Annotated in this window: 18 protein-coding genes; 8 read left to right on the top strand and 10 right to left on the bottom strand. The window is 69.9% G+C overall.

The window, feature by feature from the left end:
- Nucleotides 1-1,422 carry a glutamate decarboxylase gene (locus ACWGDB_RS21360; protein WP_453823841.1) on the bottom strand — a complete coding sequence of 474 codons (1,422 nt, stop codon included), beginning with the start codon at nt 1,420-1,422 and terminating at the stop codon, nt 1-3.
- Between the two features lie 88 nt (nt 1,423-1,510).
- Between ACWGDB_RS21360 and ACWGDB_RS21355 the strand changes: the two genes are divergently transcribed.
- Nucleotides 1,511-2,272, top strand: a complete 762-nt coding sequence (locus ACWGDB_RS21355; RefSeq protein WP_453823840.1) for a MerR family transcriptional regulator — start codon at nt 1,511-1,513, stop codon at nt 2,270-2,272.
- A 26-nt stretch (nt 2,273-2,298) separates the two neighbouring features.
- Here ACWGDB_RS21355 and ACWGDB_RS21350 read toward each other — a convergent pair whose 3' ends face one another.
- Nucleotides 2,299-2,664 carry a YbjQ family protein gene (locus ACWGDB_RS21350; protein WP_453823839.1) on the bottom strand — a complete coding sequence of 122 codons (366 nt, stop codon included), beginning with the start codon at nt 2,662-2,664 and terminating at the stop codon, nt 2,299-2,301.
- Between the two features lie 133 nt (nt 2,665-2,797).
- Here ACWGDB_RS21350 and ACWGDB_RS21345 point away from each other — a divergent pair, with 133 nt between their 5' ends.
- Nucleotides 2,798-3,706 carry a DedA family protein gene (locus tag ACWGDB_RS21345; RefSeq protein ID WP_453823838.1) on the top strand — a complete coding sequence of 303 codons (909 nt, stop codon included), beginning with the start codon at nt 2,798-2,800 and terminating at the stop codon, nt 3,704-3,706.
- Between the two features lie 91 nt (nt 3,707-3,797).
- Here the strand turns inward: ACWGDB_RS21345 and ACWGDB_RS21340 are convergent, their stop codons facing one another.
- Together ACWGDB_RS21340 and ACWGDB_RS21335 are read right to left on the bottom strand one after the other, a co-directional pair.
- Nucleotides 3,798-5,429, bottom strand: coding sequence for a threonine/serine ThrE exporter family protein (locus ACWGDB_RS21340; protein ID WP_453823837.1), 1,632 nt, complete (start codon nt 5,427-5,429; stop codon nt 3,798-3,800).
- Between the two features lie 118 nt (nt 5,430-5,547).
- Nucleotides 5,548-6,039 carry an inorganic diphosphatase gene (locus ACWGDB_RS21335; protein ID WP_164425123.1) on the bottom strand — a complete coding sequence of 164 codons (492 nt, stop codon included), beginning with the start codon at nt 6,037-6,039 and terminating at the stop codon, nt 5,548-5,550.
- A 79-nt stretch (nt 6,040-6,118) separates the two neighbouring features.
- Between ACWGDB_RS21335 and dacB the strand changes: the two genes are divergently transcribed.
- From dacB to folE, 6 genes are all read left to right on the top strand, one after another.
- Nucleotides 6,119-7,756 (top strand): D-alanyl-D-alanine carboxypeptidase/D-alanyl-D-alanine endopeptidase, encoded by a 1,638-nt coding sequence (gene dacB, locus ACWGDB_RS21330; RefSeq protein ID WP_453823836.1) that lies wholly within the window; start codon nt 6,119-6,121, stop codon nt 7,754-7,756.
- Between the two features lie 102 nt (nt 7,757-7,858).
- The gene (locus ACWGDB_RS21325) at nt 7,859-8,983 is read left to right on the top strand and encodes a zinc-dependent metalloprotease (RefSeq protein WP_453823835.1); all 1,125 of its coding nucleotides are present in this window, start codon (nt 7,859-7,861) and stop codon (nt 8,981-8,983) included.
- Nucleotides 8,984-9,194: 211 nt separating this feature from the next.
- On the top strand, nt 9,195-10,388 hold the full coding sequence (gene tilS / locus ACWGDB_RS21320) for a tRNA lysidine(34) synthetase TilS (RefSeq protein ID WP_453823834.1): 1,194 nt from the start codon (nt 9,195-9,197) through the stop codon (nt 10,386-10,388).
- Nucleotides 10,389-10,460: 72 nt separating this feature from the next.
- A complete protein-coding gene (gene hpt / locus ACWGDB_RS21315) occupies nt 10,461-11,021 on the top strand; it encodes a hypoxanthine phosphoribosyltransferase (protein ID WP_328430472.1) in 561 nt (186 codons plus the stop codon).
- 207 nt (nt 11,022-11,228) lie between these two features.
- On the top strand, nt 11,229-13,268 hold the full coding sequence (ftsH, locus tag ACWGDB_RS21310) for an ATP-dependent zinc metalloprotease FtsH (protein WP_453823833.1): 2,040 nt from the start codon (nt 11,229-11,231) through the stop codon (nt 13,266-13,268).
- A gap of 145 nt (nt 13,269-13,413) precedes the next feature.
- Nucleotides 13,414-14,019 (top strand): GTP cyclohydrolase I FolE, encoded by a 606-nt coding sequence (gene folE / locus ACWGDB_RS21305; protein WP_383610672.1) that lies wholly within the window; start codon nt 13,414-13,416, stop codon nt 14,017-14,019.
- A gap of 584 nt (nt 14,020-14,603) precedes the next feature.
- On the opposite strand, the gene ACWGDB_RS21300 is transcribed toward folE, so the two are convergent.
- The 6 genes from ACWGDB_RS21300 to ACWGDB_RS21275 form a co-directional block, all read right to left on the bottom strand.
- Complete coding sequence (locus ACWGDB_RS21300) at nt 14,604-15,092, bottom strand: DUF3180 domain-containing protein (protein ID WP_453823832.1); 489 nt, start codon at nt 15,090-15,092, stop codon at nt 14,604-14,606.
- A gap of 57 nt (nt 15,093-15,149) precedes the next feature.
- A complete protein-coding gene (gene folK / locus ACWGDB_RS21295) occupies nt 15,150-15,761 on the bottom strand; it encodes a 2-amino-4-hydroxy-6-hydroxymethyldihydropteridine diphosphokinase (protein ID WP_383629500.1) in 612 nt (203 codons plus the stop codon).
- On the bottom strand, nt 15,758-16,117 hold the full coding sequence (gene folB, locus ACWGDB_RS21290; RefSeq protein WP_369272627.1) for a dihydroneopterin aldolase: 360 nt from the start codon (nt 16,115-16,117) through the stop codon (nt 15,758-15,760). Before folB ends, folK begins: the two co-directional genes overlap by 4 nt.
- Nucleotides 16,118-16,500: 383 nt before the next feature.
- The gene (locus ACWGDB_RS21285; RefSeq protein WP_383610688.1) at nt 16,501-17,004 is read right to left on the bottom strand and encodes a nuclear transport factor 2 family protein; all 504 of its coding nucleotides are present in this window, start codon (nt 17,002-17,004) and stop codon (nt 16,501-16,503) included.
- A complete protein-coding gene (folP, locus tag ACWGDB_RS21280) occupies nt 17,001-17,906 on the bottom strand; it encodes a dihydropteroate synthase (protein ID WP_453823831.1) in 906 nt (301 codons plus the stop codon). Before folP ends, ACWGDB_RS21285 begins: the two co-directional genes overlap by 4 nt.
- Before the next feature lie 101 nt (nt 17,907-18,007).
- Complete coding sequence (locus ACWGDB_RS21275) at nt 18,008-19,894, bottom strand: phosphatidylglycerol lysyltransferase domain-containing protein (protein WP_453823929.1); 1,887 nt, start codon at nt 19,892-19,894, stop codon at nt 18,008-18,010.
- Nucleotides 19,895-19,932 lie beyond the last annotated feature (38 nt).

Below are 19,932 nucleotides of genomic sequence, written 5' to 3'. Positions count from 1 at the left end.
CTAGTGGTGGAACCCGGTGGCCGCCCCCCTGTCCTGTGTCAGGGGGTGCGGCTGCCGGCGCAGCTCCGGCAGCAACACGGTCAGGTCCTGCACGAACAGCTCGGCGAGGTCCTCGGAGAAGCCGTTGCGGCACACCACCCGCAGGACGGACAGGTCCTCGCGGTTCGGCGGGAAGGTGTACGCCGGGACCAGCCAGCCCTTCTCGCGCAGCCGCCGGGACACGTCGAAGACGTCGTACGCCTTGACGTCCGGGGCCGTCGTGAAGGCGAAGACGGGCAACTGGTCGCCCCGGGTCAGCAGCCGGAAGTCGCCGAGCTTCTCCACGGCCCCGGCGACCGTCCCGGCCACGTCCCGCGAGGCCTGCTGCACGGCCCGGAACCCCTCCCGCCCCAGCCGCAGGAACGAGTAGTACTGCGCCACCACCTGGGCGCCGGGCCGCGAGAAGTTCAGCGCGAAGGTCGGCATGTCGCCGCCCAGGTAGTTGACGCGGAAGACGAGCTCCTCGGGCAGTGCCTCCTTGTCCCGCCACAGCGCCCAGCCGACACCCGGGTAGACGAGCCCGTACTTGTGCCCCGAGGTGTTGATCGAGGCGACCCTCGGCAGCCGGAAGTCCCACACCAGGTCCTCGTCGAGGAAGGGCGCCACCATGGCACCGGACGCGCCGTCGACGTGCACCGGGACGTCGAGGCCCGTGCGCTCCTGGAGGGCGTCCAGGGCGGCACACAGATCAGCGATCGGCTCGTACGAACCGTCGAAGGTGGAGCCCAGGATTCCGACGACCCCGATGGTGTTCTCGTCGCACAGCTCGGCCGCCGCCTGCGGGTCCAGATGGAACCGTTCGCCCTCCATCGGGACCAGGCGGGGCTCCACCTCCCAGAAGTTGCAGAACTTGTCCCAGCAGACCTGGACGTTGACGCCCATCACCAGGTTGGGGCGCGCACCGGGGTACCGGTCGGCGTTGCGCCGCGTCCACCGCCGTTTGAGCGCCATGCCGGCGAGCATGCACGCCTCGCTGGACCCGGTGGTGGAGCAGCCCACGGCCACCGAGGGATCCGGCGCGTTCCAGAGATCGGCGAGCATCGCCACACAGCGCCGCTCCAGCTCGGCGGTGCGCGGGTACTCGTCCTTGTCGATCATGTTCTTGTCCCGGCACTCCGCCATCAGCACCCCGGCCTGCGGCTCCATCCAGGTGGTGACGAAGGTGGCCAGGTTGAGCCGGGAGTTGCCGTCCAGCATCAGCTCGTCGTGCACCACCTGGTACGCCGTCGCCGGCGGCAGCGGGGCGTCGGGCAGCCGATGGGTGGGCGGGGCCTCGGTCATGCCGCTGACCGGGTTCGTCTCGCCGTAGAAGGGGTTGACCGCGAGCCTGCGCCCGCCGCCCTTGTCGTCCGGTGCTTCGCTGTTCCCACGATGCAGTGGCATGTATACGACGGTAGGTCCGGGCCGCCGGGCTTGCACCTCACGCCGCGTGAGGACTCATCGTGGAGTGCGTACCGAGAAGGGAGCGGAAGTGAGCTACTCCGTGGGACAGGTCGCCGGATTCGCCGGAGTGACGGTGCGCACCCTGCACCACTACGACGACATCGGCCTGCTCGTGCCCAGCGAGCGCAGCCACGCGGGCCACCGGCGCTACAGCGACGCCGACCTCGACCGGCTGCAGCAGATCCTGTTCTACCGCGAGCTCGGCTTCCCGCTCGAGGAGGTCGCCGCCCTGCTCGACGACCCGGACGCGGACCCGCGCGCACACCTGCGCCGGCAGCACGAGTTGCTGACCGCCCGGATCGAGAAGCTGCAGAAGATGGCGACGGCCGTGGAGCACGCCATGGAGGCACGCAAGATGGGCATCAATCTCACGCCGGAGGAGAAGTTCGAGGTGTTCGGGGACTTCGACCCGGACCAGTACGAGGAGGAGGTGCAGGAGCGCTGGGGCAACACCGACGCCTATCGGCAGTCACAGCAGCGCGCCGCCTCCTACACCAAGGAGGACTGGCAGCGGATCCAGCGCGAGGCCGACGAACTCAACCGGCGCTTCGTCGCGCTCATGGAGGCCGGTGAGCCGGCCGACTCCGAGACGGCCATGGACGCGGCCGAGGAGCACCGCCGGGGGATCGCCCGCAACCACTACGACTGCGGGCACGAGATGCACGCCTGCCTCGGCGAGATGTACGTCTCCGACGCGCGGTTCACCCAGAACATCGACCAGGCCAAGCCGGGCCTCGCGGTCTACCTGAGGGACGCGATCCTCGCCAACGCCGCCCGGCACTCCTCCTGAGGCTCCTGGCCCGGGCCCCGCACCGGTCACTCCCGGGCCAGGACCACCGCCGTCCCGTAGGCACACACCTCGGTGCCCACGTCCGCGGCCTCCGACACGTCGAAGCGGAACGCCAGGACGCCGTTGGCCCCACGTGCGCGTGCCTGCTCGACGAGCCGCAGCATGGCTTGGTTGCGGGTCTCCACGAGGGTCTTGGTGAGGCCCTTGAGCTCACCGCCGACCAGCGACTTCAGTCCGGCGCCGATCTGGCTGCCCACATGCCGTGAGCGCACGGTCAGCCCGAAGACCTCACCCAGAACCGAGGTGACCCGATAGCCGGGAATGTCATTGGTGGTCACCACCAGAACGTCGGGCTGTGGCTCCTGCCCGCCGCCGTACTCTTCGATGCCCATGAATCACAGCTTTGCCCCAGCAGGGGCACAGTGCATCCTGAGGGGGTCCATGGAACCTGGGCGGCCAGTGCAGCGTTGATAATTTGAGCACCCAGCTTCGCCTCCGCCCCCTCCCCGCAGGAGCCACAATCCCGTGACCACGCTTGCGCTCGGCCCCGAGTGGCTCAGCCCGGACTATCTGATCGAGACCTTCAGCCTCCCCGGCATCCTGCTGATCGTCTTCGCCGAGTCCGGCCTCTTCGCGTTCCTGCCCGGGGACTCCCTGCTGTTCACGGCGGGCCTCTTCGTTGCCGAGGGGAACTACATCAGCCAGCCGCTGTGGCTGGTGTGCACCCTGATCGTGCTGGCCGCCGTCATCGGCGACCAGGTGGGGTACATGATCGGCAAGTTCTTCGGCCCGAAGCTCTTCAACCGGCCGAACTCCAAGCTCTTCAAACAGGAGAACCTGGAGAAGGCCCACGAGTTCATGGAGAAGTACGGCCCGAAGGCGATCGTCCTCGCCCGCTTCGTGCCGATCGTGCGCACCTTCGCCCCGATCGTGGCGGGCGCCGGCCGTATGCAGTACCGCACGTTCCTCACGTACAACATCATCGGCGGTATCGCCTGGGGCACCGGCGTCACCCTCGCGGGCTACTGGCTCGGCCAGATCGACTTCATCAACAAGAACGTCGAAGCGATCCTCGTCCTGATCGTCTTCATCTCCGTGGTCCCGATCATCATCGAGTACCTGCGGGAGCGCGCCAAGAAGAAGCGCGCGGCGGTCCAGTCCCCGGCCGCACCGGCCCAGCAAGCCCAGCAGGCCCCGATGATGGACGACGCGACGACCCAGCTCCGCCGCATCCCCTCGGAGGACCACCCCCAGCAGTACGGCAACCAGGGGCAGCAGCAGTACGACTACGACCAGCAGTACTACGGCCAACAGCAGCCGCAGCAGCAGCCCCAACAGCAGCCGTACGCCCAGCAGTACCCCCAGGGCTACGGCCAACAGCAGCCGTACGGCGGTCAGCAGAACCAGCAGTACCCGCCCAATCAGGGGTACTGAAGCGCCCCTTCAGGGGCGCGGGGAACTGCGCGATCAACCACACACGATCCGCAGCCGCCGTCGATTCGGAAGCGACCGAGCTACCAGGCGCTCAGAACCCTCGAGTCCGCTTGGCAGCTCGCCGCTTCTCCGGCGACCCGATCCGCAGGAACAACCGAGAGATCTCCGCCCCGAGGTTGACCCCGATCGCAATGGCCATGGCCAGGGAAGCCGCCGTGGCCAGGGAGACCAGCCCCTCGTCGACATCGTTCTGCGCGATCGCCAACAGCCCGAAGTACGTGGCGGAACCCGGCAACAGCGGCCCGATCGCCGCAGTCGTGTACGGCAACGCGGACGCGAACCGGTAGCGCGCCATCAACTGCCCGAACAGCCCCACGAGCCCGGCCGCGACGGCCGTGGAGGCGACCGGCGAGAACTCACCGGCGTAGTGCATCGCGCCGTACACCACCCAGGCGACACCTCCGTTGAGGGTCACCGCGAGCACCGTGGTCCGTTCCTGCTGGAGCAGCACGGCGAAGGTCAGTGACAGCAGCATCGACGCGGCGATCTGCCAGTACGGGCGGTCGGAGGCGAGCAGCGCCTCGTCAGGGGTGAGCTTGGCACCCAGGTTCACGCCGAAGTACAGGATCACCAGCACGCCGACGACGATGCCGACGAAGAAGTACATGACCTCCAGCAGTCGCGCGGCCGCGGTGATGTAGAAGCCGGTCAGCCCGTCCTGCACGCCCGCCACCAGCGCCCGTCCGGGCAGCAGCGCGAACAGCCCACCGGTGATGACCGCGGACGCCTTCACGTCGACGTGCGTCAGCGTCAGCGCGACCCCTATGGCCGCCGGCGGCATCGCGGCCACCGTGAACTGGTAGAACTCCGGTAGCCCGCGGCCCGCGCACAGCCACGCCAGCCGGTCGCCGAGCATCGCGCCGAACATCGCCGCGATGAAAACGATCAGGTCACCGCCCACCAGCACCGAGGCCGCCCCCGCGAGCAGCCCGCTCGCCGAGGTCAGCACCCAGGTCGGGTACGGGTGCCGGTTACGGCGGATCTCCGCGAGCCGCCCGTAGGCCTCCTCCAGGGAGATGTGGCTCTCCGGGTCGCTGAGGTCGTCGACGAGCTGGTACACGGCGGCCAGGCGCGTGTAGTCGGTGCCGCGCCGCCGTACCGTGCGCGACGCCGTCACTGGATCGTCCACCAGCGACGGCTGGTACGAGATCGACAGCAGGGTGAAGGTGACGTTCGGCTCGCAGCGGTCCAGGCCGTAGGAGCGGCAGACCGCGAACATCGCGGCCTCGACGTCCTCGGCGCCCTCGCCGCCCGCCAGCAGCAGTTCGCCGATACGCAGGGTCAGGTCGAGTACACGCGGGACGGCCGGGCCCTCGTCCTCCGCCCGCGGCATCCGCTCCGGCGCGGGCCGCTCGGTGACCGGCATGCGCAGCATCGTGCGCATCCGGTCCTGCCAGGGCAGGTCCTTGGTCAGGCTTATCCGCGGTATGCCGCCGGCCGGGGTGAACGCGGGTGAGGCGTCCTCGGCGGTGTAGCCGCTGGGCGCGGTGAACGCCGATCCCTCGGGCTCGTGGAGCGGCGCCTGCAGCACGTCCAGCCCCTTGGGCAGGGCGAACTCGGACGTGGTCTCCGACTCGCTGTCGCCCACCTCGATCCCGGCGGGAGGCGTGAAGGCCATCCTCGCCTCGTCCGACTGCGGCTTGCGGTCCTCCGCGTCCGTCACCTGCGTAGCACTCCCTGTACGACACCTCCTGCCGCTCTCAGTATGCGCACAGACACGCGAACGGGCTGCACGCGCACGCGTGCAGCCCGTTCACTTGTGGCTGAGAGGTACCGGTGGCTCAGTGGCCGCCCTGGTCCTTGAAGCGCTTGTAGGACCGCTCGATCTCGGCCTCGGCGTCGGTGCGGCCCACCCAGTCGGCGCCCTCGACGGACTTGCCGGGCTCCAGGTCCTTGTAGACCTCGAAGAAGTGCTGGATCTCCAGGCGGTCGAACTCGGAGACGTGGTGGATGTCACGCAGGTGCTCCTGGCGCGGGTCCGTCGCCGGCACGCACAGCAGCTTGTCGTCGCCGCCCGCCTCGTCCGTCATCCGGAACATGCCGATCGCGCGGCACTTGATGAGGCAGCCCGGGAAGGTCGGCTCGTCAAGGATGACCAGCGCGTCCAGCGGGTCGCCGTCCTCGCCGAGAGTGTTCTCGACGAAGCCGTAGTCGGTCGGGTAGGCGGTCGAGGTGAAGAGTCGACGGTCCAGGCGGATCCGACCGGTCTCGTGGTCCACCTCGTACTTGTTCCGCGAACCCTTCGGAATCTCGATCGTGACGTCGAACTCCACCGGTGGCTCCTCCATGATCAGCACATAGTTCTGGTGGTTAAGTGTCCCTCACGCAGGTGTGTGATCGCGAAAGGGGCTGGTGGTCGTGCCAGAGCTGAGGCCTTGGCGAGCCGCGAGACCGCATGTGACGCGGGTCGCGAGCGCCGTTCGACCGCGTCTGGCACGGGCCGCGGACGCCGTACGCCCACGTCTCGCACGCGCCGCGACGGCCGCGAAACCGCAGGTCAAACGGCTCGCACGAGCCGTATCACCGCAGGCCGCGCGGATCACGAAGCCGAAAACCTGGCAGTACACCGCGGGCGCCGCCACCGCCGGACTGGCGCTGGCCGCCGGAGTGGTGACCGCCGCCGGCCCCTGGGACTCCACCGGTCAGCGTACGGCCGAGCGGGACTGGGCGGCCGCCCAGGAGCGCACGGGTGGCGCAGATCACGGTCGTCGTACTGATACGTCCGGTTCGTCCGATGCGGCAGGCGAGGCGCCCCGTCCCGCCCCCTCCGCGGGCTCCGTCCTGACGGGCCTCGGCGGGGGCGTGGGCACCGTGAACTCGGTCCCGAACGGCCGGGCTCTCGCCGACCTCCTGGGCCCGCTCCTGGACGTCCCTGAGCTCGGCACGCGCAGGTCGGCGGCGATCGTGGACGTGGCCAGCGGCAAGCGCCTCTTCGGCGTCGGAGCCGCCGAGCCCCTCACGCCCGCGTCGACGACGAAGATCGCCACCGCCGCGGCCGCCCTCACCGCGATGGGCCCCGACCACCGCCTCACCACCCGCACCGCCCTCGAACCCGACACCAAGGAACTCGTCCTGGTCGGCGGCGGCGACCCCACCCTGACGGCCCGCAAGGAGGCCGACGGCTGGGCCAGCCTGCGCGAACTGGCCGACGCGACCGCACAGACCCTGAAGAAGCGCGACGTACGCGAGGTCACCCTCTCGTACGACAAGACGCTCTACGCGGGCCCCGAACTGCACCCCATCGGCGAGGACGGCAACCTCGCCCCGGTCAGCGCCCTCATGGCCGACGAGGCCCGCACGGACGACTCCACCAGCGGTCCGGTGACCCGGGCGAAGGACCCGGCCACGGACGCGGCGACCAAGTTCGCGTCCTTCCTCGCCGACCGCGGCATCAGGACGACGTCCCCCGGCCCGTCCAAGGCCACGAACCGGGCCGAGGCCCTCGCCGAGGTCTCCTCACCCCCGCTGTCCTCCCTGGTCGAGCGCATGCTCACCAACAGCGACAACGACATCGCCGAGGCCCTCGCCCGCCACACGGCCGTCGCGAGCGGCGAGCGCGCCGACTTCAACGGTGGCGGACAGGCGATCGCGGCCCAGCTGAAGAAGCTCGGACTGCCGGTGTCCGGCGTCTCCTTCAAGGACGGCAGCGGCCTCAACCGCGACGACAAACTCACCGCGGACCTGCTCACGTCCCTCCTGGCCAAGGCGGCCGACCCGACCCACCCGCAACTGCGCCCGGCACTGACCGGCCTCCCGGTGGCCGGCTTCACCGGCACCCTGAGCAGCCGCTACACGGACGGAGCGGCAGGCATCGTCCGAGCCAAGACAGGCACCCTGACCGGCGTCAACGCCCTGGCCGGCACGGTCGTCGACCAGGACGGCCACCTGCTGGCCTTCGCCTTCCTGGCAACGAACACGACGAACAAGGACGCCGCCCAGTCGGCCCTGGACAGAACCGCGACGGCACTGGCGGCCTGCGGCTGCGGTTAGGCACCTGCGGGCGCCGTCCAACTCGCGTCCACCCCTGCCGGACCCGCCTCCGCACATCCGCACGGCCTGCCCCAAGTGGGAACGCTCACGTACGGTTGACACATGACGAGCATCGGTGGTGCCGAGATGGTCGACTGGAATCTCGCGGTGGCGACCGCGACCCGGCTCGTGCGGCCCGGCCCGGAGGTGAGCCGCGACGAGGCCAGGGCCGTCGTCGCCGAGCTGCGCCGACATGCCAAGGCCTCGGAGGAACACGTCCGGGCCTTCACTCGTATGGGCACGGAGGACACCCACGACACCCCCGTCCTGGTGGTCGACCGCCCCGGCTGGGTACGGGCCAACGTCGCCGGGTTCCGCGAGATCCTCAAGCCTCTGCTCGACAAGATGCAGGAGCGCCGCGGCAGCAGCCCCGGCGGCGCGGTCATGGGCGCCGTCGGCGGCAAGGTCACCGGCGTCGAACTCGGCATGCTGCTGTCCTTCCTGGCCTCCCGGGTCCTGGGCCAGTACGAGACCTTCGCCCCGGCCACCCGCGAACTCCCGGCGGGAGAGAACGGCGCCGGACGACTGCTGCTCGTCGCCCCGAACATCGTCCACGTGGAGCGCGAACTCGACGTACAGCCCCACGACTTCCGCCTGTGGGTGTGCCTGCACGAGGAGACGCACCGCACGCAGTTCAGCGCCGTGCCGTGGCTGCGGGACCACCTCGAGGGCGAAATCCAGTCTTTCTTGGCGGAGACGGATGTCGACCCCATGACCGTCCTGGAGCGCATCCGCGAGGCCGCACAGTCGCTCGCCGGCGGCCGGCCCGAGGCCGAGGAGGACGACGGCGGACGCTCGTTCGTCGAACTGGTGCAGACCCCGGCCCAGCGGGAGATCCTCGGCCGGCTCACCGCGGTGATGTCGCTCCTGGAGGGCCACGCCGACTTCGTGATGGACGGAGTCGGGCCCCAGGTCGTACCGACCGTCGCCGAGATCCGCGAAAAGTTCCAGCAGCGGCGCGCCAAGGGTGCCTCCCGACTGGACATGGCCCTGCGCAAGTTGCTGGGTCTCGACGCCAAACTCAGGCAGTACCGCGACGGCGAACGCTTCGTACGGGCCGTCCACGACCAGGTCGGCATGGACGGCTTCAACCGCGTGTGGACGTCCCCGAACACCCTCCCGACCAAGGCGGAGATCGCCAAACCGGCGGACTGGATCGCGCGGGTGCATCGCAAGGCGGAGTCGTGAATCGCGCGCCGAGTCGTGCATCTCATACGAAGGTCGTGAACCGAATCCGGCCGACGGCAGGCGAACGCCCCTCCAATCACCCGTCCGAGGGACCGTGAGCCATGGGTAGGCGTGCAATGCTCGGGGAACGGCCCGTCTCTGTCACCATCTATACACTCTGAGTGACCGAGCTCGGGCTCACCCCCCGAAAACTTCATGAAGGGAACCGGACATGGGTCCCCATCCTGCGGTCGCGGCGATACGCCTGGCGGTCCGCCGCGTCCTCCACGACATCCTCACCCAACACAGCCGCACCACCGACGCCCTCGTCGCCCCCGGCAGGCGGCGCGCGACCTCGTACGAGATCCCGCACATGTCGCTGCCCCCGGCGCCGCCCGTGACGCCGACCGGCGCAGCGCCCGCCGCCCACGACACGGCGCGCGAACCGTCGTACGCGCCCCCAGGCCGGGCCCCGCAGGAGCAACCTCGCACCACCCCGCACGAGCGACCCCCCTCCCCGCTCGTGCTCGTGGCATGCTCCGGCGGCGCCGACTCCATGGCCCTCGCCTCCGCCCTCGCCTTCGAGGCCCCCAAACTCGGCATCCGCGCCGGTGGCATCACCGTCGACCACGGTCTGCAGCCCGGCTCCGACCTGCGCGCAGAGGAAGTCGTCCTGCGCATGCGCGAACTCGGCCTCGAACCCGTCGAGTCCATCGCCGTGACCGTCGGCCGCTCGGGCGGACCCGAGGCCGCCGCCCGTGACGCCCGCTACGCCGCCCTCGACGACGCGGCCGCCCGCCACGGCGCCATCGCCGTCCTGCTCGGCCACACCCGCGACGACCAGGCCGAAACCGTCCTGCTCGGCCTCGCCCGCGGCTCCGGCATCCGCTCCCTGTCCGGAATGGCCGCGGTCTCGGGGGCCGGCGGCCGTTACCGCCGCCCCTTCCTCGGGCTCGACCGGCAGACCGCGCGCAAGGCCTGCATGGTCCAGTCCCTGCCGGTCTGGGACGACCCGCACAACGCCGACCCGGCATACACGCGCTCACGCCTGCGCCAAGAGGGCCTGCCCGCCCTGGAGAAGGCGCTCGGAAAAGGCGTCGTCGAGGCCCTCGCCCGCACGGCCCAGCTCTCCCGCGACGACGCCGACGCGCTCGACGCCTGGGCCGGCCATGCCGAGGCCGCCGTACGCGACGCGGCCGGCCTCCTGGAGTGCGCCAAGCTGTACGCGCTGCCGCCCGCCGTGCGCCGCCGGATCCTGCGCCGCGCCGCCATCGAGGCCGGGGCGCCCGCCGGAGCGCTGTTCGCCCGCCACATCGAGGAAGTCGACCGTCTGATCACCGGCTGGCGCGGTCAGGGAGCCATCAATCTCCCCGGCAAAGTCGTCGCCCAGCGCCAGGGTGGCAGACTGGTGATTCGGCAAGGCTGATTCCCGACCCCTCCACGAACACGACGGAGGGGCCGGCCGAGCCAATCAATGCGGGACGACCGACCGAAAGTGATGCGGGTGGACGCGAAAGACATGGGTGCCGACCTCCAGCGGGTGCTCATCACCAAGGAAGAGATCGACGCGAAGCTGGCCGAGCTGGCCGCGAAGATCGACGCGGAGTACGCGGGCAAGGACCTGCTCATCGTCGGAGTCCTCAAGGGCGCGGTGATGGTGATGGCCGACCTCGCGCGGGCGCTGTCCACCCCCGTCACCATGGACTGGATGGCTGTGTCGTCGTACGGCGCCGGCACCCAGTCCTCCGGTGTCGTGCGGATCCTCAAGGACCTCGACACCGACATCAAGGGCAAGCACGTCCTCATCGTCGAGGACATCATCGACTCCGGTCTGACGCTGTCCTGGCTGCTGTCCAACCTCGGCTCGCGCGAGCCCGAGTCGCTCAAGGTGTGCACGCTGCTGCGCAAGCCGGACGCCGCGAAGGTCGCCATCGACGTGGAGTGGGTCGGCTTCGACATCCCCAACGAGTTCGTCGTCGGCTACGGCCTCGACTACGCCGAGAAGTACCGCAACCTCCCGTTCGTCGGTACGCTCGCGCCCCACGTCTACGGCGGCTGAGCCCGGCGGTCCGCGATCGCGGACCCGAAGGGCCCAACACCCGTACGAAGATCGGGAACCCCGGCGGGCCTCGCGCCGTTGGAGCATGCAGACGGGCTTACCGGCCGTCCCGTGCGGCTACGGGCGTCGAAGCTGGGGTACCGTCAGAAGAACTGTCTTATCAAACTCACTATGGCAGGAGGGACGGGGCGACACCGCTCCGTATGGATGGACGTGAAGCGATACTTCCGTGGGCCGGTCATGTGGATCGTGCTGGCCGTCCTTGCCGTGGTCGTGTTGATGCAGGTCGTCGGCTCGTCCGGCGGCTACAAGACGGTGGACACCGGCCAGGTCGTCCAGGCGATCAACGAGAACAAGGTCGAGTCGGCCAAGCTGACCACCGGCGACGAGCAGATCATCAAGGTCCAGCTCAAGGACGGCGAAAAGGTCGAGGACGCCACAAAGATCCAGGCGAGCTATATCGGCGACCAAGGCGTGGACATCGCCAACACGCTGCAGAACAAGTACCAGCAGAAGCAGATCCCGGACGGCTACACGGTCTCGCCGTCCAAGCAGAACCCGTTCGTCGGCATCCTGCTCTCCCTGCTTCCCTTCGTCCTGATCGTGGTCGTCTTCCTGTTCCTGATGAATCAGATGCAGGGCGGCGGCTCCCGGGTCATGAACTTCGGCAAGTCCAAGGCGAAGCTCATCACCAAGGACACCCCGAAGACGACGTTCTCTGACGTCGCCGGCTCGGACGAGGCGGTCGAGGAACTCCAGGAGATCAAGGAGTTCCTGCAGGAACCGGCGAAGTTCCAGGCCGTCGGGGCGAAGATCCCCAAGGGCGTACTGCTGTACGGCCCGCCCGGCACCGGCAAGACCCTGCTCGCGCGCGCCGTCGCGGGCGAGGCGGGTGTGCCCTTCTACTCGATCTCCGGTTCCGACTTCGTCGAGATGTTCGTCGGTGTCGGTGCCTCCCGAGTGCGTGACCTGTTCGAGCAGGCCAAGGCGAACGCCCCGGCGATCGTCTTCGTCGACGAGATCGACGCGGTCGGCCGTCACCGTGGTGCCGGCCTCGGCGGCGGTCACGACGAGCGCGAGCAGACCCTGAACCAGCTGCTCGTCGAGATGGACGGCTTCGACGTCAAGGGCGGCGTGATCCTCATCGCCGCGACGAACCGGCCCGACATCCTCGACCCGGCCCTCCTGCGGCCCGGCCGCTTCGACCGCCAGATCGCGGTCGACCGCCCGGACATGCTGGGCCGTCTGGAGATCCTCAAGGTTCACCAGAAGGGCAAGCCGGTCGCCCCGGACGTCGACCTGTCTGCGGTCTCCCGCCGCACGCCGGGCTTCACCGGTGCGGACCTGAGCAACGTCCTCAACGAGGCGGCGCTCCTGACGGCCCGCAGCGACAAGAAGCTGATCGACAACCAGATGCTCGACGAGGCCATCGACCGCGTCGTGGCGGGCCCGCAGAAGCGGACCCGGATCATGTCGGACAAGGAAAAGAAGATCACCGCGTACCACGAGGGCGGACACGCCCTGGTCGCGGCGGCTTCCCCGAACTCCGATCCGGTCCACAAGATCACGATCCTCTCCAGAGGCCGTGCTCTCGGCTACACGATGGTCCTGCCGGACGAGGACAAGTACTCCACGACCCGCAACGAAATGCTGGACCAGCTGGCGTACATGCTGGGCGGCCGCGCGGCCGAGGAGCTCGTCTTCCACGACCCGACCACGGGCGCGGCGAACGACATCGAGAAGGCCACCACCACGGCCCGCGCGATGGTCACGCAGTACGGCATGACCGAGCGCCTCGGTGCCATCAAGTTCGGTGGCGACAACACCGAGCCGTTCCTCGGACGTGAGATGGCTCACCAGCGCGACTACTCGGAAGAGGTCGCCGCGCTGGTGGACGAGGAAGTCAAGAAGCTCATCGAGAACGCGCACAACGAGGCCTGGGAAATCCTGGTCGAGAACCGCGACGTCCTCGACAACCTCGTGCTTCAGCTGCTGGAGAAGGAGACGCTGGGCAAGGAGGAGATCGCCGAGATCTTCGCCCCCATCGTCAAGCGTCCGCCCCGGCCCGCCTGGACCGGTTCCTCCCGCCGTACGCCGTCCACCCGTCCGCCGGTGCTCTCCCCGAAGGAGCTCGCACTGACGAACGGCGCCAACGGCGCGACGCCGGCGATCACCACCGCCAAGTCGACGGCGACGGAGCCCGCCTCGGTGGCCGAACCGGCCCCCGAGGAGCGTCCCGAGAGCTGACGCCGCTCAGGCCCTGGTGACCACACCAGGCCCGGAATGAATGCCACGCCCCCCAGGTTCTAGCCTGGGGGGCGTGGCATTTTCGTATGCCGGCAGTTCAGACGCGTGACCCATACGCGCCACCCGCAAAGGATCGAGGCACCACATGACCGACCCCGTGACGCTGGACGGCGAGGGCCGCGTCGGCGAGTTCGACGAGAAGCGCGCCGAAAACGCCGTGCGCGAGCTGCTGATCGCCGTCGGGGAGGACCCGGACCGGGAGGGGCTCCGGGAGACGCCGGGGCGGGTGGCGCGGGCGTATCGGGAGCTTTTGGCCGGACACACGCAGCAGCCCGAGGATGTCCTGACGACTACGTTCGATATCGGGCATGACGAGATGGTCCTGGTCAAGGACATCGAGATCGTCTCCTTGTGTGAGCATCACATGTTGCCGTTCCATGGCGTAGCTCACATCGGGTACATCCCGGCCGAAACCGGCAAGATCACGGGCCTGTCGAAGCTGGCGAGGCTGGTCGAGGTGTTCGCCCGTCGCCTTCAGGTGCAGGAACGGCTCACCACGCAGGTCGCCGACTCGCTCATGAAGATCCTTGAGGCCCGGGGCGTGATCGTCGTCATCGAGGCCGAGCACATGTGTATGTCGGTACGCGGTATCCGCAAGCCCGGTGCCAAGACCACGACGTCGGCGGTGCGGGGCCAGCTTCGGGACGCCACGACCAGGGCTGAGGCCATGAGCCTGATACTGGCTCGCTGACCTGATTGTCAGTGGTGCCCGATACCGTCCTCGGCCAGTGGAGCTGATCGCTGATCAAGGAAGATCGCGGTGGGGTTCGGGCTGCCGAGCGGTGAATGGGGTTGGCGGGCGCTTACAGGCGCGGAGTGTCCGGGTGGGCAGCCGACTCTGGACGTTGGACGGAGAGCGCACGGTCCAGACGACAGTCACTCAAGTGGTGGCGGCAAAGGTCCGCGAGGTCCTGGATCTCGTGACTGACCATGTGTCGTTCACCGTGGCGCCGGATCAGCTGCTCGGCTCGCCTGACGGGTGGGTCCAACGTGCCGTTTCTCTCCGAGCCGGCACGAGAGATCGGCGCAAGATTCATGCCTCGGGGCAACGGATTGGCCTCGCATCTGGTCGTCGCCGACAGCTGGCCGTCCCGAGGGACCTTCAAGCCCGAGCAGCACCCGTTGGGACTCATCGAGTCGACATGGGTCGAGGTGCGCGACGTGCGGACGCGCGGGGCCGGAAGCCCGAAACCGTTCACTCTCTACAGCTACCGACTCGACCCCTACCCGGGCTTTCTCGTGAACGGCCACCTGGCTCGCCAACCCTGGTGACTCTCAGGCAGTGGGCGCCGCCCCCGCGCCGCTGTGCTCGTCGTCCTCCGGGAGTTTACAGACGCGCTCCAGGAAGATGGCTGCCGCTATGACGGCGATGCCCGCCACGACGGAGAAGCCGGCGTAGATGGCCTGGTCGCGGCGGGCGGGGATGTCGAGGGACTCCAGGAGGAAGACGCCCGCGCCGCCGTACATGCCGGCGACGAGGGCGGCGACCAGGGCGCTGGACTGGCCGAAGACGACCGCGCGGGCGGCCATCAGGGGGTCGACGCCCTTGGCCTCCGGGCGGCGTTCGCGCTGGGCCTTGAGGCGGGCGCGGATCGAGAGTGCCGTGGCGAGCAGGATCACGGCGATGACCGCCAGGACGATGGGCGCGGCCAGCGGGACGCTGGGCAGGGTCCCGACGGCGTTCCACAGGCGGGCGCCCGCCCAGGACAGGACTCCGGCCACGATGAACACGCCTGCCAGCAACCTGATGCGCAGCTCTCTCACGGTGCCCCTTCAGCTCCCCCGGGTCCCCACGGAATGTGGTCGTCTTGACCTTAACGACTATTCGGGCAGCTGGAGTTCCAGGTCGCTGCGCGGTGCGACGCCGTCCCGGGTGACGGTGCCGAGCAGGTCGACGACGGGGCCGCGGCCGGGCAACTGGGCCTCGGGCTCCAGGTCGTGCCAGGGGGCGAGGACGAAGGCGCGTTCGTGGGCGCGCGGGTGGGGAAGCGTGAGGTTCGGGTCGTCGGAGACCAGGTCGGCGTACGAGACGATGTCGACGTCGAGGGTGCGCGCGCCCCAGTGCTCGTCCCGTACCCGGTGGAAGGCCTCCTCGACCGCGTGCGCCCGCTCCAGCAGGGAGGACGGGGGGAGGGTGGTCTTGAGGACCACGATCGCGTTGAAGTACGAGGGCTGGGTGCCCGGCTCGACGCCCCACGGTTCCGTCTCGTAGACGGGGGAGACCCCCTTGATGCGCACGCCGGGGGTGTCCTCCAGGGCGTCGATGGCGCCCTGGAGGGTCTCGAGGCGGTTGCCCAGGTTGGAGCCGAGGGAGATCACGGCCCGTTTCGGGTTGCTGAGGGTGGTGTCGGCGGCGTCGACCTGGTCGACGACGGAGGCGGGTACCGGCTGTACGGTCGGGTCGTTGGGGCCCTTGATGAACGGTGCAGTCATACTCGGCTCCGGGTGATGGTGACGGTCACGTCGTCGAAGGGGACGGTGATCGGCGCGTCCGGCTTGTGGACGGTGACCTCGACCTCCTGGACTCCTTCGTGCTTCAGACAGGCCTGGGCGATGCGCTCGGCGAGCGTCTCGATGAGGTTGACCGGGTCGCCCTCGACGACGGCCACGACCTCTTCCGCCACGATGCCGTAGTGCACGGTCTTCGCCAGGTCGTCGTCGGCGGCGGCCGGTCGGGTGTCCAGACCGAGGACGAGGTCCACGACGAAGGTCTGGCCCTCCCTGCGTTCCTCGGGGAACACACCGTGGTACCCGCGGGCCTTCAGGCCGCGCAGCGCGACACGATCCACGCGAATCACTCCTGCAATCGTCGGTACGGCCGGTCGATGCCGTGTGCGGGCGGCACACCGGCCTCGACCGAATCTACCTGCGGGCACTGACAGGGCCGGGCCACGGGGGCGTGGGTCCGGTCCGGGCCGGGAGGATTCACTGGGTGTTTCCCGTGGGGAACCCGGCGGCTCACGGGGTGGTAGCCGCGCCTACCCGTGGACGCGTGATTCCAACCACTTCTTGGTCCCGGCGGGGGCCGGCGGGCCGCCTTGCGGGTGGCTCCTGCGCGTCATCCCAGTGTTTGTCCGTGATTGTCCCTGCGCGTGTTCCTGCCGTCCTGTGGTGCGGCCCTGTGGTGCGGTCCTGTGCGGTCCTGCGGTCGGCCTGTAGGTCGCCTACCCACTCAGGAGGGGGTGTCGTCGCTCTCGTCCTCGTCGTTTTCGGCCAGAACCGGCGAGGCGTGGTGCGACCACATCTTCCAGCCCTCAGGCGTGCGCCGGAACACGTTCGTGGCGACCACGAGCTGGCCCACGAGCGGGCCGAGCTCCTCGTCGCCCTCGGGGGCGGGCCCGCCGCTGAGGATGTTCTCGGTACAGGTCACCACGGCGGTGTCGCCGGTCACGGAGACGTGCACGTCGGTGAGGAAGAACTGGATGTAGTCGGTGTTCGCCATGATCAGCGCGTACGACCGCAGGACCTCGCCGCGGCCGGTGAGAACCGGCCAGCCGGGGTGCACGCAGGAGACCACGCCGACGTCCGCCGGGTCGTGGTAGGTCTCGTCGACGCCGAGGTCGGACGGGGTGAGCCAGAACGAGGACAGCTCCTCGAAGTCGCCGCGCTCCATCGCCTCGTAGAAGCCGGTGTTGGCGGCCTCCACCTGCTCGACGTCGGTGTGCGGGGCGCTCACCGGGCTCCCTCGGCGGCCTGCGCGCCCGGCGTGTTCTCGGGGACGCGCGCTCCCTCGACGGCTCGTGCCACGCGCACCGCGTCCGCCGTGGCGTGTACCTCGTGCACCCGCACCGCCCAAGCGCCGGCGTGCGCCGCGAGCGCCGAGACGGCGGCCGTGGCGGCGTCGCGCTCGCGCGCGGGCGGCGGCGCGGCCTCCGGCCCGGCGAGGACACGGCCGAGGAACCGCTTGCGGGACGCGGCGACGAGGAGGGGGTGGCCGAGGGCGAGAAGGCGGTCGAGGTGGGCGAGGAGCACGAGGTCGTGCTCGGCGTCCTTGGAGAAGCCCAGGCCGGGGTCGACGATGACACGCTCGGGGGCGATGCCGCCGGCCAGAACGGCTTCCACACGCGCGTGGAGCTCGTCGACGACCTCGGCGACGACGTCGTCGTAGACGCCCTTGACGTTCCCGCCCTCCAGGAAGCCGCGCCAGTGCATGACGACGAAGGGGGCGCCGGCGTCCGCGACGACGGGGATCATCGCGGGGTCGGCGAGGCCGCCGCTGACGTCGTTGACGAGGGCGGCGCCGGCGGCGAGGGCCTGCTCGGCGACGGAGGCGCGCATGGTGTCGACGGAGATCGTGACGCCCTCGGAAGCGAGGCCGCGGACGACGGGGATGACGCGGCGCAGTTCCTCGGCCTCGTCGACCCGGCTGGCGCCGGGGCGGGTGGACTCGCCGCCGACGTCGACCAGGTCGGCACCCTCCTCGACCAGGGCGAGGCCGTGCTTGACGGCGGCCGTCGTGTCGAACCAGCGGCCGCCGTCGGAGAAGGAATCGGGGGTCACGTTGACGACTCCCATGACCGCGCACCGGTCCCACTGCGGAAGGCCCGCGACGCGCCCGCGTCGGCTCTGCTTGCTCATACGTTCAGCCTAGGCCCAAGGGGGTGCCGGGACGTGCCGTGGCCCGAGCGGGAGCCCTCGGGGGCAGGGGGCTTCCGCTCGGGCCGGTCCGGGGGCCGCGGTCACGCTGCCTGGACGTCCCGTTCCGCCACCCGGTGCGGGCAGGGGCGCGGTGCGGTCGTACGGCGGCGCAGGAAGCGCGGCAGCGGCAGGGCCAGGTTCACGAAGCCCTCGGCCTGCATGGCGGCGAAGCCGAGGCGGGGCAGGTCGGCCGAGGCGCGGTAGACCACGAAACGGGGCTCCCACCGTGGCCGGAACTTGGCGTTGAACTTGTACAGGGACTCGATCTGGAACCAGCGGGACAGAAAGACCAGCAGGCCCCGCCAGGCGCGCAGCACGGGGCCCGCGCCGATCTTCTCGCCGCGCGCGAGGGCCGAGCGGAACATCGCGAAGTTGAGGGACACGCGCGCGATGCCGAACTTCGGGGCGGCCTGCAGGGCGGCCACGATCAGCAGTTCGTTCATGCCGGGGTCCGCCGAGCGGTCGCGGCGCATCAGGTCCAGCGAGACCCCGTCCGTGCCCCACGGCACGAAGTGGAGGATCGCCTTGAGGTCGCCGTACTCTCCCGGCTCCTCGTCGGCCCACCCGTCTCCCATCACCGCCCTACCTGAGGCGCTTCGCGCCGCCCCTTCAATTCTGTGGGCGGTGGCGACGAGACAGTCGCCGTCGGCGGGGTCGCCGACGCGGCCCAGCGCCATGGAGAAGCCGCGCTCGGTGTCGGTGCCGCGCCAGTCGTCGGCGGCGCGGCGTATCCGGTCCAGCTCGGTCTCGCCGAGGTCACGGACGCGCCGTACCCGGGTCTCGTAACCGGCGCGCTCGATGCGCTTGACCATCTGTCGCACGTTGCGCATCGCGCGGCCGGCGAGCGAGAAATCCGGGACGTCCACCACCGCCTCGTCGCCCAGTTCGAGGGCGTCGAGCCCGGTCTCGCGGGTCCACACCTCGGCGCCGGTCTCGGAGCAGCCCATGACGGCGGGGGTCCAGGAGTGGGCCTTGGCCTCGTCCATGAAGCGCTCGATGGCGCCGGGCCAGGCCTCCACGTCGCCGATCGGGTCGCCGCTGGCGAGCATCACGCCGGAGACGACGCGGTACGTCACCGCCGCCTTGCCGCTGGGCGAGAAGACGACGGCCTTGTCGCGGCGCAGCGCGAAGTGGCCGAGGGAATCGCGGCCGCCGTGCTTGGCGAGCAGGGCGCGCAGGCGGGCCTCGTCGTCCTCGGTGAGGCGGGCGGCGGGGTGTTCGGGGCGGAAGGCGAGGTAGATCGTCGTGACCGCCGTGATCCAGCCGAGGGCGCCGAGCGAGAAGGCGACCGTCCACGAGGTGTTGCCCTGGTAGTCGACCGGGCCCTCGAAGCCGAACAGGCCGTACAGGACGTGGGTGATGCGGTCGACCAGGCTCGGGTCGCCGACCAGGGTGTCCGGGTGGGCGCTGACGACGATCAGGCCGAGGGCGAGGGAACCGGCGCCCATGAGGACGAAGTTGGCCAGCGCCCGCCACCGGCTGCGCGGGTCCGGCAGGGCGGTGAACTGGTCGCGGTGGCGCAGCAGGGTGGCCAGCAGTGCCAGGGAGATGACGACGCCCACCACGGAGTGGCGGTACGTGAACTGCGCGATCGCTCCGGCCGGCAGCAGCACGACGGCGGCCCGCCAGGCCCGCCGCTTGCCGCGCTTGAGGCCGTGCGCCAGCAGGAGCAGCAGTACGCCCGCGCTCAGCGAGAGCGCCGCCGCGAACGGGCCCGTGGAGCCCGGCAGCACTTCGGCGATGGCGTGCATACGGCTGTGCCGGAAGCGCGGGAAGACACCCGCGGCGATGTCCAGCAGGCCCACCAGGGCGCAGGCTCTGCCGACGAGCAGGGGAACTGCCTCGGGGCGCGGGCCGCGGAGCAGCTGCCGTACCCGGCTGGGCAGTTGCCCCCCTCGGTTCGATCGTTGAGGAACCGCGCCCGACATTTCCACATCTGTCCTGACAGACATCGCATCCCATTAGT

It is taken from the genome of Streptomyces sp. NPDC055013 (assembly GCF_053608645.1).
This window is presented reverse-complemented; position numbering and strand designations above follow the sequence as displayed.